This is a genomic window from Streptomyces lacrimifluminis (assembly GCF_014646095.1).
Taxonomy (GTDB): Bacteria; Actinomycetota; Actinomycetes; order Streptomycetales; family Streptomycetaceae; genus Streptomyces; species Streptomyces lacrimifluminis.
Map to the genome: position 1 here is coordinate 70738 of NZ_BMMU01000004.1, position 14217 is coordinate 84954.

Consider the following 14217-nt stretch of genomic DNA (forward strand, 5'->3'; position numbering starts at 1 on the left):
CCGACGGCCATGCGGGGTCACTTGCTGAAGTCCGGGACCAGCTTGGCGATCGCGGTCTCCGCGTTGCCGAGGCCCTTGTCGAGGGACTCCTTGCCGCCCGCGATCTGCGGCAGCTCGGTGTCGAGCGGACCCCACAGGGAGCTGTACTCGGGCAGCGCCGGGCGGGGCTGGGCGGCGGCGAGGACGCCCTGGTAGCCGGCGAGGCCCGGGTCGGCCTTGACCTCGGCGGTGTAGGCGTCGTCGCGGGTGGGCAGCGTGGAGTTCTTCAGGGCGATCTGCGACTGGGACTTCGCGGAGGTCATGAAGTTGACGAACTTCAGCGCGGCCTTCTGGTGCGCGGCGTCCGAGCCCGCGTACACGGAGAGGTTGTGGCCGCCGGTCGGGGCGCCCGCCTTGCCGCTGGAGCCCGCCGGGACGGTGGCGATACCGAGGTTGGCCTTGTCCTTGAACGCGGCGCCCTTGTAGAAGTTGGTGATCTCCCACGGGCCCTGGATGATCGCGGCGACCTTGCCGGTGACGAACGCGTCCTGGATGTGGGCGTAGGCGTCGGCGGTGGTGTCCGCCTTGTGCAGGCCCTTGCCGTCGAAGAGGCCGAGCCAGGTGCCGTAGGCCTTCTGGGCGGCGGCCGAGTTGACGGTGATCTTCTTGGCGGCGGCGTCGACGGTGTCGGTGCCCTCGCCGTAGAGGAACGACTGGGCGTAGTAGGCCTGGGTGGAGCCCCAGTAGCCGTCGACGCCGGTCTTGGCCTTGATGGTGGCGGCGGCCGTCTTCAGGTCGGCCCAGGTCTTCGGGGCCTCGGTGAGGCCGGCCTTCGCGAAGAGTTCCTTGTTGTAGACCAGCGCGAGGGTGTCGGTGACGATCGGGACGCCGTACGTCTTGCCCTCGTACTTTGCCTGTTCGATCAGGCTGGGCTGGAACTTGGCCTCGTCGGTGAGGGCCTCGGTGCCGTCGAGCGGCAGCAGGAAGCCCTTCTTGGCGAAGGCGGGGGTCCAGCCGACCTCGGAACGCAGCACGTCCGGGGCGCCGGAGGCACCGGCGGCGGTGTCGAACTTGTTCTGCGCCTGGTCGAAGGGGACGTTGACGTACTTGACCTTGACGTCCTTGTTGGCGGCCTCGAACTCCTTGACGAGGGCCTGGTACGTCGGCGCCTCGTTGGTGGCGTTGGAGGTGTCCCACCAGGTGATGGTGACCGGACCGTCGGCCTTGTCACTGCCGCTGTCGTCTCCGCCGCAGGCCGTCGCCGCGAGGGCGATGGACGCCACCAGCGCGGTGGCCGCTATGCCACGCCGCATGAGTTCTCCTTGAGGGTGAAAGCCCGTGTACTGGCGGAAACGGGCCCGTCCGCCGTTTCCGCCGACTTGCCGGCCGCGCCGTTGCCGCCGCCGGGCGACGTGAACGTAACAGCCAGGTAAGCGCGACGAAAGACCTTGCAGCAAAAAAATGCAAGAACTGACGACAGTTACCGCGCCGTGACCCATCGGAGCACTCCCCTGGAACCACTCGATCCCCTGTTCTGCCGCTGTCCAGCGGGATCCGGGACACTTGTGCAAGACTCTGCAAGCTCTTGCCATGTACGCCCCATCAGACAGACGCCAGACACACGCCAGACACACGAGGGAGCGCGATGACGCAGCAACCCGCGGCGGCGAGCGGCCGTCCCGGCCGTCCGGCGGGCCGAGCGACAGCCCGTGCCCGGCGGCCGTTCGGTGGGCAAGGCGAGGGCCGGCCGGTACAGTCCAGCCCTGTGACCACACGGCTTGCCGATATCGCCGCCCAGGCGGGGGTGAGCGAAGCGACGGTCAGCCGGGTCCTGAACGGGAAGCCGGGCGTCGCCGCCACCACCCGCCAGACCGTGCTCGCCGCCCTCGACGTACTGGGCTACGAGCGCCCGGTCCGGCTGCGGCAGCGCAGCGAGGGCCTGGTGGGCCTCATCACCCCGGAGCTGGAGAACCCGATCTTCCCCGCCCTGGCGCAGGTCATCGGGCAGGCCCTGACCCGGCAGGGTTACACGCCGGTCCTGGCCACCCAGACGCCCGGCGGTTCGACGGAGGACGAGCTGACGGAGATGCTCGTCGACCGGGGCGTGGCCGGCATCATCTTCGTCTCCGGTCTGCACGCGGACACCTCCGCCGACATGCAGCGCTACGAGCAACTGCGCGCCCAGGGCGTGCCGTTCGTCCTGGTGGACGGCTTCTCCCCCAAGGTGCAGGCGCCGTTCATCTCCCCCGACGACCGCGCGGCGATGGCTCTGGCGGTCACCCACCTCGTGTCGCTCGGCCACACCCGTATCGGACTGGCCCTCGGCCCGAAGCGTTTCGTGCCGGTGCAGCGCAAGATCGAGGGCTTCGTCAGGACGATGCGGGATCTGCTGGGCCTGACGGCGCAGGACGTCGAGAAACGGTTCGTCCAGCACTCGCTGTACACCCTGGAAGGTGGCCAGGCGGCGGCCACGGCGCTCATCGACCGTGACTGCACGGCGGTGGTGTGCGCGAGCGACATGATGGCGCTGGGCGCGATACGGGCGGCCCGGCAGCGCGGTCTTGAGGTCCCCCGGGACGTCTCGGTCGTGGGCTTCGACGACTCTCCCCTGATCGCCTTCACCGACCCGCCCCTCACCACGGTCCGCAAGCCGGTCCCGGCCATGGGCCAGGCCGCGGTGCGCACACTCCTTGAGGAGATCGGCGGTACGCCCGCCCCGCACAGCGAGTTCGTGTTCATGCCGGAGCTGGTGGTCCGGGGTTCGACGGCCTCGGCCCCCGGGGACCGCACGCGTTCCCCATAGCACCTCCGGGCTCGTTCTCAGGGTGGAGAAAGCCCCGCTCCGGCCAGTTCCCTGGTAGCAGTCCGGGCTGCCTCTCGCCTCGTAGGACGTGCGGGTCGGACAGGACCAGGGGATGATCTGGGAGGGGACCGCATCTGGCAGACTCTGTGCCCATGGGTGAGACGACCGTGACGACCAGGGAAGGCCACGACCGGGCCGCACCGCACTCCGTCGCGGATGAGATGGCGGAGGGGAACGGCCGCGTGGTCAAGGGACTGCTGCGCCGAATGCGCGCTCCGCGCAGGCCACGGCTGTGGTTCGAAATCCTTCTGATCGCGATCAGTTACTGGACGTACTCACTGATCCGCAACGCCGTGCCGGAGCAGAAGGCCGAGGCTCTGCGCAACGCGGACTGGCTCTGGAAGACCGAGCGCAGTCTGGGCATCGCCGTCGAGGAGTCGGTCAACCATGCGGTCAACTCGGTGACATGGCTGATCGTGGGCATGAACTACTACTACGCCACACTGCACTTCGCCGTCACTCTCGGTGTCCTGGTGTGGCTGTACCGCAGTCACCCCGGCCGGTACGCGGCGACGCGCACGACCCTCTTCGCGACCACGGCGGTGGCCCTGGTCGGTTACTACCTGTATCCGCTGGCCCCGCCCCGTCTGATGAACGGCAACGACTTCATCGACACGGTGCTGGTCCACCACACCTGGGGTTCGATGGCCTCCGGCGACCTCAAGCACATGTCGAACCAGTACGCGGCGATGCCGTCGATGCACATCGGCTGGTCCACGTGGTGCGGCCTGACGATCTTCGCCCTGGCCTCCGTCCCCTGGGTACGCGTGCTCGGGCTGCTCTACCCGGTGGGCACCCTGGTGGTGATCGTCGCCACCGCCAACCACTTCTGGCTGGACGCGGTGGGCGGCCTCATGTGCCTGGCCTTCGGCTTCGCGGTGGCCCGCCTCTGGTACGGCACGTTCCCCTACGCCCTCCCGCGCCTGGTCCCGGTGCGGGGGCGGGGCGGCCTGCTGCTCCCGGTCAAGCCATAGGCCCGACGGGAGTGCCGGGCCGGGGTTCCTACGCCTGGGCCGCCGCCCCGTAGAACAGCGTGTCCACGACACCTCGGGCCCGCCGGGTGGTCCGCCGGTACGCGTCGATCATGTCGCCGACATGACCCGGCCCGTACCCCAGGTAGCGTCCGACCGCGCCCAGTTCACGTCCGTCCGAGGGGAAGGTGTCCCCGGCCCGCCCGCGCACCAGCATCACGGCGTTGCGCACCCGGGTGGCCAGGACCCACGCCTCGTCCAGTATCGCCGCGTCCTCCCCGGAGATCAGTCCGGCGGCGCAGGCGGCGGCGAGGGCCTCGCGGGTACGGGTCGTCCGCAGCCCCGGTTCGGCCCACCCGTGCTGGAGCTGGAGCAACTGGACGGTCCACTCCACGTCGGAGAGGCCGCCCCGCCCGAGCTTGGTGTGCAGGGTCGGATCGGCGCCGCGCGGCATCCGCTCCGACTCCATACGCGCCTTCAGACGTCGGATCTCGCGCGCCGCGTCGTCGCCGAGCCCCTCCGCCGGGTAGCGCAGCGGGTCGATCAGGTCGAGGAAGCGGCGCCCCAACTCCTGGTCCCCGGCGACGACTTCGGCCCGCAGCAGCGCCTGGGACTCCCAACCGAGGGACCAGCGACGGTAATACGCCTCGTACGACGTCAGGGTCCGGACCAGCGGCCCCGACTTGCCCTCCGGGCGCAGATCCGCGTCGATGAGCAACGGCGGGTCGGCGCTGGGCGCCTGGAGGAGCCGCCGCATCTCGGAGACGACGGTGTTCGCCGCCTTGGCCGCCTCGTGCTCGTCGACGCCTTCCCGGGGTTCGTGCACGAACAGGACGTCGGCGTCGGAGCCGTACCCCATCTCGTGCCCGCCGAAGCGGCCCATGCCGATCACCGCGAACCGCGTGGGCAGCGTGTCCCCCCAGCCGTCCCGCACGACAGCCCGCAGGGTCCCGGCGAGGGTCGCGGCGGTGAGGTCGGAGATCGCGGCGCCGACCCGGTCCACCAGGGCGCCCTGGTCGGCCTCGGCGGGCGACTGCTCGGTGCCGTAGGAGCCGACGATGTCGGCGGCGGCCGTACGGAACAGCTCGCGCCGCCGGACACCACGCGCGGCGTACACGCCCTGCTCGCCGGTGTCGGCGCGGCCGACGGCGGCCAGTATCTCCTGCTCCAGGTGGTCCCGCTGACGTGGCTCAAGACCGCCTGCCCCGTCACCGTCGCCGAGCAGCGCGACGGCCTCCGGGGCCCGCATCAGCAGGTCGGGGGCGAGGCGCCCGGCCGACAGGACCCGGGCCAGGTTCTCGGCGGCGGCCCCTTCGTCCCTCAACAGCCGCAGATACCAAGGGGTTCGGCCCAGCGCGTCCGACACCTTGCGGAAGTTGAGCAGCCCGGCGTCCGGATCGGCGGAGTCGGCGAACCAGCCCAACAGGACTGGCAGTAGGGTCCGTTGGATGGCCGCCTTCCGGCTCACCCCGCTGGCCAGCGCCTCCAGGTGCCTGAGCGCGGCGGCCGGATCGGCGTACCCGAGCGCCACCAGCCGCTCCCGAGCCGCAACGGTGCTCAACCTGGTCTCGCCGGGGGCGAGTTGGGCCACGGCGTCGAGCAGCGGCCGGTAGAAGAGCTTCTCGTGCAGCCGCCGTACGACGGACGCGTGCCGCTTCCACTCCCGGTTCAGCTCGGCCACCGGATCGGTGCGCAGCCCCAGCGAGCGCCCGATGCGCCGCAGATCGGCCTGGTCCTCGGGCACGAGGTGGGTGCGCCGCAGCCGGAACAGCTGGATCCGGTGTTCCATGGACCGCAGGAACCGGTAGGCGTCGTCGAGCTGCACGGCATCGGCGCGTCCGACGTACCCGCCTGCGGCGAGCGCGCCCAGCGCATCCAGGGTGGTCCCGCTGCGCAGGGAGGTGTCGGCGCGCCCGTGCACCAACTGGAGCAGCTGGACGGCGAATTCGACGTCGCGCAGACCGCCCGGCCCGAGCTTCAGCTCCCTGTCCACCTCGGCGAGGGGGATGTTCTCGACTACGCGGCGGCGCATCCGCTGGACGTCGGCGACGAAGTTCTCCCGCTCGGCGGCATGCCAGACGAGCGGGGCCAGCGCGGCGACGTACGCCTCCCCCAGTTCGATGTCACCGGCGACCGGGCGGGCCTTCAACAGCGCCTGGAACTCCCAGGTCTTGGCCCAGCGCTGGTAGTAGGCGAGGTGACTGCTGAGGGGGCGCACCAGCGGCCCGTTGCGGCCTTCGGGGCGCAGATTGGCGTCGACGGGCCAGATGCTCCCCTCGATGGTGGTCTCGGAGCAGATTCGCATGAGGTGCGAGGCAAGCCGGGTGGCGGCCTGCAGCGCCTTCCCCTCGTCGGCCCCGTCGACAGCCTCGCCGACAAAGATGACATCGACGTCGGAGACGTAGTTGAGCTCATGGCCACCGCACTTGCCCATGGCGACGACGGCGAGCCGGCACTGTGCGGCGTCGTCGGGCGCGGCGGTCCTGGCGATGGTGAGGGCGGCGCGGAGGGTCGCGGTGGCGAGGTCGGCCAGCTCGGCGGCGGTCTCGGCGAGGTCGGTGGTGCCGCACACGTCGCGGGCGGCGATGGACAGCAGGCAGCGCCGGTAGGCGACGCGCAGCGACACGGGGTCGGTGGCCTCGGCGAGCCCCCGCTCGAACTCCTCCACCCCGGGGTGGAGATCCCTGGGCTCGTACCTGGCGAGGGCCTGCCAGTCGCGGGGATGCCGGACCAGGTGGTCGCCGAGGGCGGCGGAGGCGCCGAGCACCCCGAGCAGCCGGTCGCGCAGCGGTTTCGCCGCTATCACCGTGTCCAGCAGCTCGTGCCGGGCGCTCCGCCCGTCCTGCGCCTCGGCGAGCCGGACGAGCCCGAGCAGCGCGAGATCCGGGTCGGCGGTCGCGCCCAGCGCGTCGAGCAGCACCGGGTCGTCCCGCATCGGGGCCAGCTCGACACTGTCGAGAAGCCGTTCGGCGGCGGAGGGATCGGTGAAACCGTGCCGCAGCAGCCGCGTGAAGGTACTGCTCCTGCGCCCCGGCGCCATCATCCTGGGCCTTTCCGTCGGACCATCGGATCAAGGTCGTACGCCCACGAGCGTAACCGGAGAGGCCGCGGGAAGCGCCGGACGGACCGGAGCGATGTCCACTGGTCGGACCGATGATTTCCACCGCCGTACGGGGTCTGCACCACGACACCGTTCGCCCGCATCGAGGAGGCCGCCCCATGTCCGACTCCCCCGCCCCGCGGACCCGGCTCGACCCCCGCTACAGCGAGAGCGCAGCCACCGCGACCGCCTGGGCCGACGCGGAAGGGATGCTCGCCGGGGCCGAGCTCTTCTGGATCTCGACGGTGCGGCCCGACGGCCGCCCCCACGTCACCCCGCTCCCCGCGGTCTGGTCGGACGGCGCACTGCACTTCTGCACCGGTCCCGGGGAACGCAAGGCCCTCAACCTCGCCGACAACCCGCACGTCGTGCTGACGACCGGCGCCAACACCTGGAACCGGGGCTACGACCTGGTGGTGGAGGGCGCGGCCGTACGGGTCTCGGACGACGGCCGGCTGCGGGAGCTGGCCGCGGCCTGGGAGGCCAAGTACGGCAGCTTCTGGCACTTCGAGGTGCGGAACGGGTACTTCCACCACGGTCCCGGGCACGCCTTGGTCTTTTCGGTGGCGCCCCGCACGGTTTTCGGCTTCGGTAAGGGGGAGCCGTTCAGCCAGACCCGCTGGCGGTTCGGCTGACGCTCCCGTCAAGGACGACGTGAACGCGATCTGGAGGACCAGCGATGCAGTACACGCTCGAAGTGATCCCGCTGCCCGTGAGCGATATCGACCGGGCCCGTGACTTCTACCGCGACAAGGCCGGTTTCCACGTCGACATCGATCAGGAGGTCATGCCGGGGATGCGCATCGTCCAGCTCACGCCACCGGGCTCGGGCTGTTCCATCGCCCTCGGCGACACCCTCTGGGAGACGATGGACGGCCCGACGCCCGCGCCGGGCTCGTACCAGGGCCTCCAGCTGTGCGTCGCCGACATCAAGGCGGCCCACGCCGAGCTGGTCGAACGCGGCCTGGAGGTGTCGGAGCCGACGCAGTACTCGCCGGACGACGGCGCCACCTTCATGTACTTCAAGGACCCCGACGGCAACGGCTGGGCGATCCAGGAGTACCGCCAGCGCGCGGGGAAGCCGTTGCACGTGCTGCTGAGCGACATGGCGGCCGACGCCCGATAGGAGGCTGTCCCCGGGGCCGCGGCCACGGCCCCGGGACTGTCCCGCCTCCCGCCTCCCGCGTCACCGAGCGCGGGAGCACCGGTCAGGACGCCGCTCGACCCGTCACGTGACCTGTGGCACCGGCTCGGGCGCCACCGGCACCGCCCCCTGCCGTCGCCGTGCGACGAACGCGGCGATCCCCAGCCCGAGGCCGGCCAGGGCCAGGACGGTCCCGGCGATGACGGCCGTACCGATGACGACGGGGATCGTGTAGTCGTCGGTCACCCGGCTCCGTACGGCGGACAAGGCGACCGTCCCGTCGTGGTCGCTCTCGAAGAAACGCGAGTCGACGGAGTCGTTCCGGTTGTCACCGAGCAGGAACAGCCGCCCCTTCGGGACCGTCACGTCGTACGGCTTGTGCATGCCGTCCGCGTCGCCGCCGTTCACATACGGCTCCGGGAGCGGCTTCCCGTTCACGCTGAGCCGCGCGTCCGGGCCCTCGCCCGTGCAGCACACCACCCGGTCGCCGGCGACACCGATCACCCGCTGCATCACGCTCCCGATGGACGGGTAGCGCTCCGGCGACGAGAACAGCACGACGTCACCGCGCCGCACCTCGCTGCCGTCGACCCGCTCGGCGAAGATCCGGTCGCCCGGCTCGTACGTCGGCGCCATGCTCTCGCTGCTGACGCTGAAAGCCGCGTACCAAGTCCGCGCGTACCCGAGGGAGCCGAGCGCCAGCACCACCCCCACGAGCCCCACCACGGCAGCCGTGACCCACAGTCCCCGCCCCTTGACCGACATCGTTCCCCTCCCCGTGCGGCACTTCCGCAGGGGTGACGGTAACCGGTGTCCGTGAACGGACTGTGCGGGCCGCCCGGAGACGGCCCAGGGCCACTGAAACGCCGTAGGGCCGACGGTCCGCAACCGTCGGCCCTACGTGTTGCCCTGTGGGGAAAACCCCTCTGAACTGTGCCTACAGCACAGGCAGGTTCTTCCGCAGCTCGAAGGCCGTGACCTCGCTGCGGTACTCCTCCCACTCCTGGCGCTTGTTGCGCAGGAAGAAGTCGAACACGTGCTCGCCGAGCGTCTCGGCGACCAGTTCGCTGCGCTCCATGAGCGTGAGCGCCTCGCCCAGGTTCTGCGGGAGCGGCTCGATGCCCATCGCGCGGCGCTCCGCGTCCGAGAGGGCCCAGACGTCGTCGTCGGCGCCCGGCGGGAGCTCGTAGCCCTCCTCGATGCCCTTGAGGCCGGCGGCCAGCAGGACGGCGTAGGCCAGGTACGGGTTCGCGCCCGAGTCCAGGGAGCGGACCTCGACGCGCGCCGAGCCCGTCTTGCCGGGCTTGTACATCGGGACGCGGACCAGGGCCGAGCGGTTGTTGTGGCCCCAGCAGATGTACGAGGGGGCCTCGCCGCCGGCGCCCGCGGTGCGCTCCGAGCCGCCCCAGATGCGCTTGTACGAGTTCACCCACTGGTTGGTGACCGCCGCGATCTCCGCCGCGTGCTTCAGCAGCCCCGCGATGAAGGAGCGGCCGACCTTGGAGAGCTGGTACTCCGAGCCGGACTCGTAGAACGCGTTGCGGTCACCCTCGAAGAGGGAGAGGTGGGTGTGCATACCGCTGCCGGGGTGCTCGGAGAACGGCTTCGGCATGAACGTCGCGTTGACGCCCTGCTCCAGCGCCACCTGCTTCATGACCAGGCGGAAGGTCATGATGTTGTCCGCCGTGGAGAGCGCGTCCGCGTACCGCAGGTCGATCTCCTGCTGGCCGGGAGCGCCCTCGTGGTGGGAGAACTCGACCGAGATACCCATGGACTCCAGCATGGTGATCGCCTGGCGGCGGAAGTCCTGGCCGACGTGGGTCGGGGTGTGGTCGAAGTAGCCGGAGTTGTCGGCCGGGGTCGGGCGGGTGCCGTCCAGCGGCTTGTCCTTCAGGAGGAAGAACTCGATCTCCGGGTGCGTGTAGAACGTGAAGCCCAGGTCGGAGCCGCGGGTGAGGGCCCGCTTGAGGACGTAGCGCGGGTCCGCGAAGGACGGCGAGCCGTCCGGCATGAGGATGTCGCAGAACATACGGGCGGTGCCGGGGGCCTCCGCGCGCCACGGGAGGATCTGGAACGTCGACGGGTCCGGCTTGGCGATCATGTCGGACTCGTATACACGAGCGAATCCCTCGATCGCGGAGCCGTCGAAACCGATGCCCTCGTCGAAGGCCTGCTCCAGCTCGGCCGGGGCCACGGCCACGGACTTGAGGAAGCCCAGGACGTCCGTGAACCACAGCCGGACGAACCGGATGTCACGCTCCTCCAACGTCCGGAGCACGAACTCCTGCTGCTTGTCCATCTTCCGCTTCCCCATCCTTGCTGGTCAGGCCGCCTGTCTCCCGCACCACGGAAGGCGGTGGGGCACCTGAGCATCCCACCACAACAGCATTTCATGCGCGTTGCGCACCTTGATCGTCCAGCCGACCCAGGGGTGAACGACTCGCGTACGGCAGGTGCACCGCTCTTTCCCCTCATCTTGCCTGTTCGCGGCGACATCCGTAATGGGTGATCCCCGACGGGAAGCGTTGCGGGCGGGCGCGGATTACGATCAGCGGCCACGGATTACGATCAGACCGGTCAACCGGCCGACCGACCGCCCCTTTCCCCAGAAGGACCGATCCCATGGGTTCCGCCAAGAAGAGCGCCAAAGACAGTGGAAGCGCGGCGCGCAAGGCGCGTATAGAGGAGATGCGGCGCGCCGAGCGCTCGCGTGAGCGCCGGACCCGGATCCTCACGATCGGCGTGAGTGTTCTCATAGTGGCCGGCCTGGTCGTCGGTGTGACGGTCCTCGTGCAGAAGCAGTCCGACGACAGTGACACCGCGGCGACCGACTCCAAGGGCACGGGCAAGTTCGTCACCGGCGCGGACGGCGTGAAGACCTGGGACACGAAGCTCACCCAGAACCACGTCACCAAGACCGTGAACTACCCGATGGAGCCCCCGGTCGGCGGTGACCACAACGCGGTCTGGATGAACTGCAACGGCGACGTCTACGCCAAGGCGATCAACAACATGAACGCCGTGCACTCGCTGGAGCACGGGGCCGTGTGGGTGACGTACAACAGCAAGGCGTCGAAGACCGACATCGACGCGCTCGCGGCCAAGGTGAAGAAGACGCCGTACACGCTGATGAGTCCGGACGACAAGCAGGCGGACCCGATCATGCTGTCCGCCTGGGGCAAGCAGCGCACGGTGACCAGCGCCAAGGACCCGAACGTGGACAAGTTCTTCGAGGAGTTCGTCCAGGGCAAGCAGACCCCTGAGCCGGGTGCCGCCTGCACGAACGGACTGGCCCAGTGAGCCGGTCGGCCTGGATCGCCGGTGCCGCCGCGACGGCGCTCGTCGCGGCCGGCGCGATCACCTACGCGGTCGCCGACGGCGACGACTCCGGGACGAAGGCACCCGCCGCCGACTCGGCGGACGCGGGCTTCGCCCGTGACATGGCCGTCCACCATCAGCAGGCCGTCGAGATGTCCTACGTGGTGCGCGACCGGACGACCGACGAGGAGATCCGGCGGCTCGCGTACGACATCGCGCAGACGCAGGCCAACCAGCGCGGCATGCTGATCGGCTGGCTCGACCTGTGGGAGCTGCCGAAGGTGTCCTCGGCCGCGCCGATGAGCTGGATGGACATGGCGGGCATGGCCGACGGCAAGGACGGCGCGCTGATGCCGGGCATGGCGACCAACACCCAGATGACCAAGTTGGGCAAGCTCAACGGCAAGCAGGCGGAGGTCTTCTATCTCCAGCTGATGACCAAGCACCACCAGGGCGGTGTCCACATGGCCAACGGGTGTGTGCAGCGGTGCGAGGTGGGGGTGGAGAAACGGCTGGCGCAGGGCATGGTCAACGCGCAGCAGTCGGAGATCTCCCTGATGGCGGGGATGTTGAAGGAGCGCGGCGCCAAGGCCCTTTCCTAGGGGAGCTGTTCAGCGGGACGATTGGGTCGAACGCCTCAAATCACCCGCTTATACGGTCTCTTGGGGGCTTCTTGGCCCAGCCATTCCCCCTGGATTTCCCTGGCATGAATGGTTCATCGCGAGAGTGGCCAGCGGCGAGTGATCACTCGTCTTGCTCGCGTTGAACCGCATCAGGGGGTTCCATGAGATCCACTCGCGCCGTCAGGCGCGCCGGTGTGAGCCTGGCAGCGACAGTGCCTCTGCTCGCCGGCGCGCTGGCGCTCGGCATTCCCGCGGCCCATGCCGCGGACGCCCCGGGCCGGGACACGCTCGCCGGCACCAGGCCCGCGTGGGCCACCGCCCAGGCGGACAAGGGAGCCACGTCCGACGGCTCCAGGGTCACCGCCCGGGTCTACCTCGCCGGCCGGGACGCCACCGGTCTGACCGCGTACGCGAAGGCCGTCTCCGACCCGACGTCCGCCGTGTACGGCAGGTACCTCACCGCCGCGCAGGTCCAGCAGCGCTTCGGGGCCTCTCCGGCCCAGGTCGCCGCGGTCAAGGCGTGGCTGAGGTCGGCGGGCCTCACGGTCACCGGCGTCACGGCGCACTACGTCACGGTCACCGGTGACGTGGCCGCCGCCGAGAAGGCCTTCAGCACCCAGCTGCACAACTACGCCAAGGGCAGGAAGACCTACCGGGCGCCCGCGAAGGCCGCCTCCGCGCCGGAGAGCCTGAACGGTGCCGTCCTGACCGTCACGGGCCTGGACAACGCCCCGCACACGGCGACCCACGACGACACGCTGCCGGCGCCGGAGACAGTGTTCCGCAACGCGGGGCCGTTCTCCACGCACTACGGCTCGAACACCGCCTCCACGCTTCCCACGGCATACGGCAAGCAGATCCCGTATGCCGTCGAGGGCTACACGGGCAAGCAGTTGCGGGCCGCGTACGGCGCGGGCAGCCGGACCGGCAGGAAGGTGCGCGTCGCCATCACCGACGCCTACGCCTCGCCGTACATCGCCGCCGACGCCGCCACCTACGCGGCCAGGCACGGCGACGCCGCCTACCGGAGCGGCCAGCTCAAGCAGGTCACACCGGCGGACTACACGCACACCGAGGACTGCTCCGCGGCCGGCTGGTACGGCGAGGAGACCCTCGACGTCGAGGCCGTGCACGCGGTCGCGCCGGCCGCCGACATCACCTACGTCGGCTCCGCGTCCTGCATGGACGACGACCTGATCGACGCGCTCAGCAAGGTCGTCGACCAGCACCTCGCCGACATCGTCTCCAACTCGTGGGGCGGCGCCGAGGCCGACGAGACACCGGATCTGGCCGCGGCCTACGACCAGGTGTTCAAGCTGGGCGCGGTCCAGGGCATCGGCTTCTACTTCTCCTCCGGCGACAACGGCGACGAGGTCCTCAACACCGGCACGAAGCAGGTCGACACCCCGGCCAACTCGGCGTGGGTGACGGCGGTCGGCGGTACCTCGCTGGCTGTCGGCAAGAACGACAAGTACCTGTGGGAGACCGGCTGGGGCACCGAGAAGGCCACGCTGTCGGCCGACGGCAAGAGCTGGACCGACTTCCCGGGCGCCTACACGTCGGGCGCGGGCGGCGGCACCAGCGCGACCGTCGCGGAGCCCTTCTACCAGAAGGGCCTGGTGCCCAGCTCGCTGGCCAAGGCCAACAGCGAGAAGGGCAACCGGGTCGTCCCGGACATCGCGGCGATCGCCGACCCGAACACCGGCTTCAAGGTCGGCCAGACCCAGACCCTGCCCGGGGGCGGCACCGCGTACGACGAGTACCGCATCGGCGGTACATCCCTGGCGGCACCGGTGATCGCGGCCGTACAGGCCCTCGCGCAGGAGGCCCGCGGCGGCGCCCCGATCGGCTTCGCCAACCCGGCGATCTACGCGAGGTACGCGGCGCAGTCCACTTCGCACGCGAAGGTCTACCACGACGTGACCGACAACCCCACGGGGTACGGACTCGCCGTGGCACGCCTGGACTTCGCCAACGGCTACGACGCCACGGACGGCATCCTCACCTCCGTCCGCAGCCTCGGCAGGGACAGCTCGCTGAAGGCCGTACGCGGCTACGACGACGTGACCGGCGTGGGCACGCCCGCGAAGGGCTACGTGGAGTCGTACCGCCGCTGAGGCGGCTGAGAGGGCTGAGACGGCACCTGTGGTGATGGGGTGGCGGAGGGGGACGTGGGGCGACCCACACCCCTCCGCCACCCCATCGCGTCGCATTGACGA

General features: G+C 70.2%; 11 protein-coding genes. 7 read left to right on the top strand and 4 right to left on the bottom strand.

What is annotated here, in order from left to right:
• Nucleotides 1-17 precede the first annotated feature (17 nt).
• Nucleotides 18-1292, bottom strand: coding sequence for an extracellular solute-binding protein (locus IEY89_RS07860; protein ID WP_189146566.1), 1275 nt, complete (start codon nt 1290-1292; stop codon nt 18-20).
• Between the two features lie 452 nt (nt 1293-1744).
• Between IEY89_RS07860 and IEY89_RS07865 the strand changes: the two genes are divergently transcribed.
• Nucleotides 1745-2782, top strand: a complete 1038-nt coding sequence (locus tag IEY89_RS07865) for a LacI family DNA-binding transcriptional regulator (RefSeq protein WP_268240724.1) — start codon at nt 1745-1747, stop codon at nt 2780-2782.
• A gap of 152 nt (nt 2783-2934) precedes the next feature.
• Nucleotides 2935-3816 carry a phosphatase PAP2 family protein gene (locus IEY89_RS07870; protein ID WP_189146568.1) on the top strand — a complete coding sequence of 294 codons (882 nt, stop codon included), beginning with the start codon at nt 2935-2937 and terminating at the stop codon, nt 3814-3816.
• 28 nt (nt 3817-3844) lie between these two features.
• On the opposite strand, the gene IEY89_RS07875 is transcribed toward IEY89_RS07870, so the two are convergent.
• Nucleotides 3845-6856 carry a bifunctional [glutamine synthetase] adenylyltransferase/[glutamine synthetase]-adenylyl-L-tyrosine phosphorylase gene (locus tag IEY89_RS07875; protein ID WP_189146569.1) on the bottom strand — a complete coding sequence of 1004 codons (3012 nt, stop codon included), beginning with the start codon at nt 6854-6856 and terminating at the stop codon, nt 3845-3847.
• A 176-nt stretch (nt 6857-7032) separates the two neighbouring features.
• Here IEY89_RS07875 and IEY89_RS07880 point away from each other — a divergent pair, with 176 nt between their 5' ends.
• Nucleotides 7033-7548 carry a pyridoxamine 5'-phosphate oxidase family protein gene (locus tag IEY89_RS07880; protein WP_189146570.1) on the top strand — a complete coding sequence of 172 codons (516 nt, stop codon included), beginning with the start codon at nt 7033-7035 and terminating at the stop codon, nt 7546-7548.
• Nucleotides 7549-7592: 44 nt separating this feature from the next.
• Entirely contained in the window at nt 7593-8039 is a 447-nt protein-coding gene (locus IEY89_RS07885) for a VOC family protein (protein ID WP_189146571.1), read from the top strand.
• A gap of 102 nt (nt 8040-8141) precedes the next feature.
• Here IEY89_RS07885 and lepB read toward each other — a convergent pair whose 3' ends face one another.
• Together lepB and glnA2 are read right to left on the bottom strand one after the other, a co-directional pair.
• Nucleotides 8142-8822 carry a signal peptidase I gene (lepB, locus tag IEY89_RS07890; protein ID WP_189146572.1) on the bottom strand — a complete coding sequence of 227 codons (681 nt, stop codon included), beginning with the start codon at nt 8820-8822 and terminating at the stop codon, nt 8142-8144.
• 172 nt (nt 8823-8994) lie between these two features.
• Nucleotides 8995-10356, bottom strand: a complete 1362-nt coding sequence (gene glnA2 / locus IEY89_RS07895) for a gamma-glutamylpolyamine synthetase GlnA2 (RefSeq protein WP_189146573.1) — start codon at nt 10354-10356, stop codon at nt 8995-8997.
• Between the two features lie 323 nt (nt 10357-10679).
• Here glnA2 and IEY89_RS07900 point away from each other — a divergent pair, with 323 nt between their 5' ends.
• From IEY89_RS07900 to IEY89_RS07910, 3 genes are all read left to right on the top strand, one after another.
• Nucleotides 10680-11357: a thioredoxin-like domain-containing protein gene (locus tag IEY89_RS07900; protein WP_189146574.1), complete on the top strand. Its 678-nt coding sequence runs from the start codon at nt 10680-10682 to the stop codon at nt 11355-11357.
• Entirely contained in the window at nt 11354-11977 is a 624-nt protein-coding gene (locus IEY89_RS07905) for a DUF305 domain-containing protein (protein ID WP_189146575.1), read from the top strand. The genes IEY89_RS07900 and IEY89_RS07905 overlap by 4 nt, the downstream gene beginning before the upstream one ends.
• Nucleotides 11978-12159: 182 nt before the next feature.
• Complete coding sequence (locus IEY89_RS07910) at nt 12160-14115, top strand: S53 family peptidase (RefSeq protein ID WP_189146576.1); 1956 nt, start codon at nt 12160-12162, stop codon at nt 14113-14115.
• Nucleotides 14116-14217 lie beyond the last annotated feature (102 nt).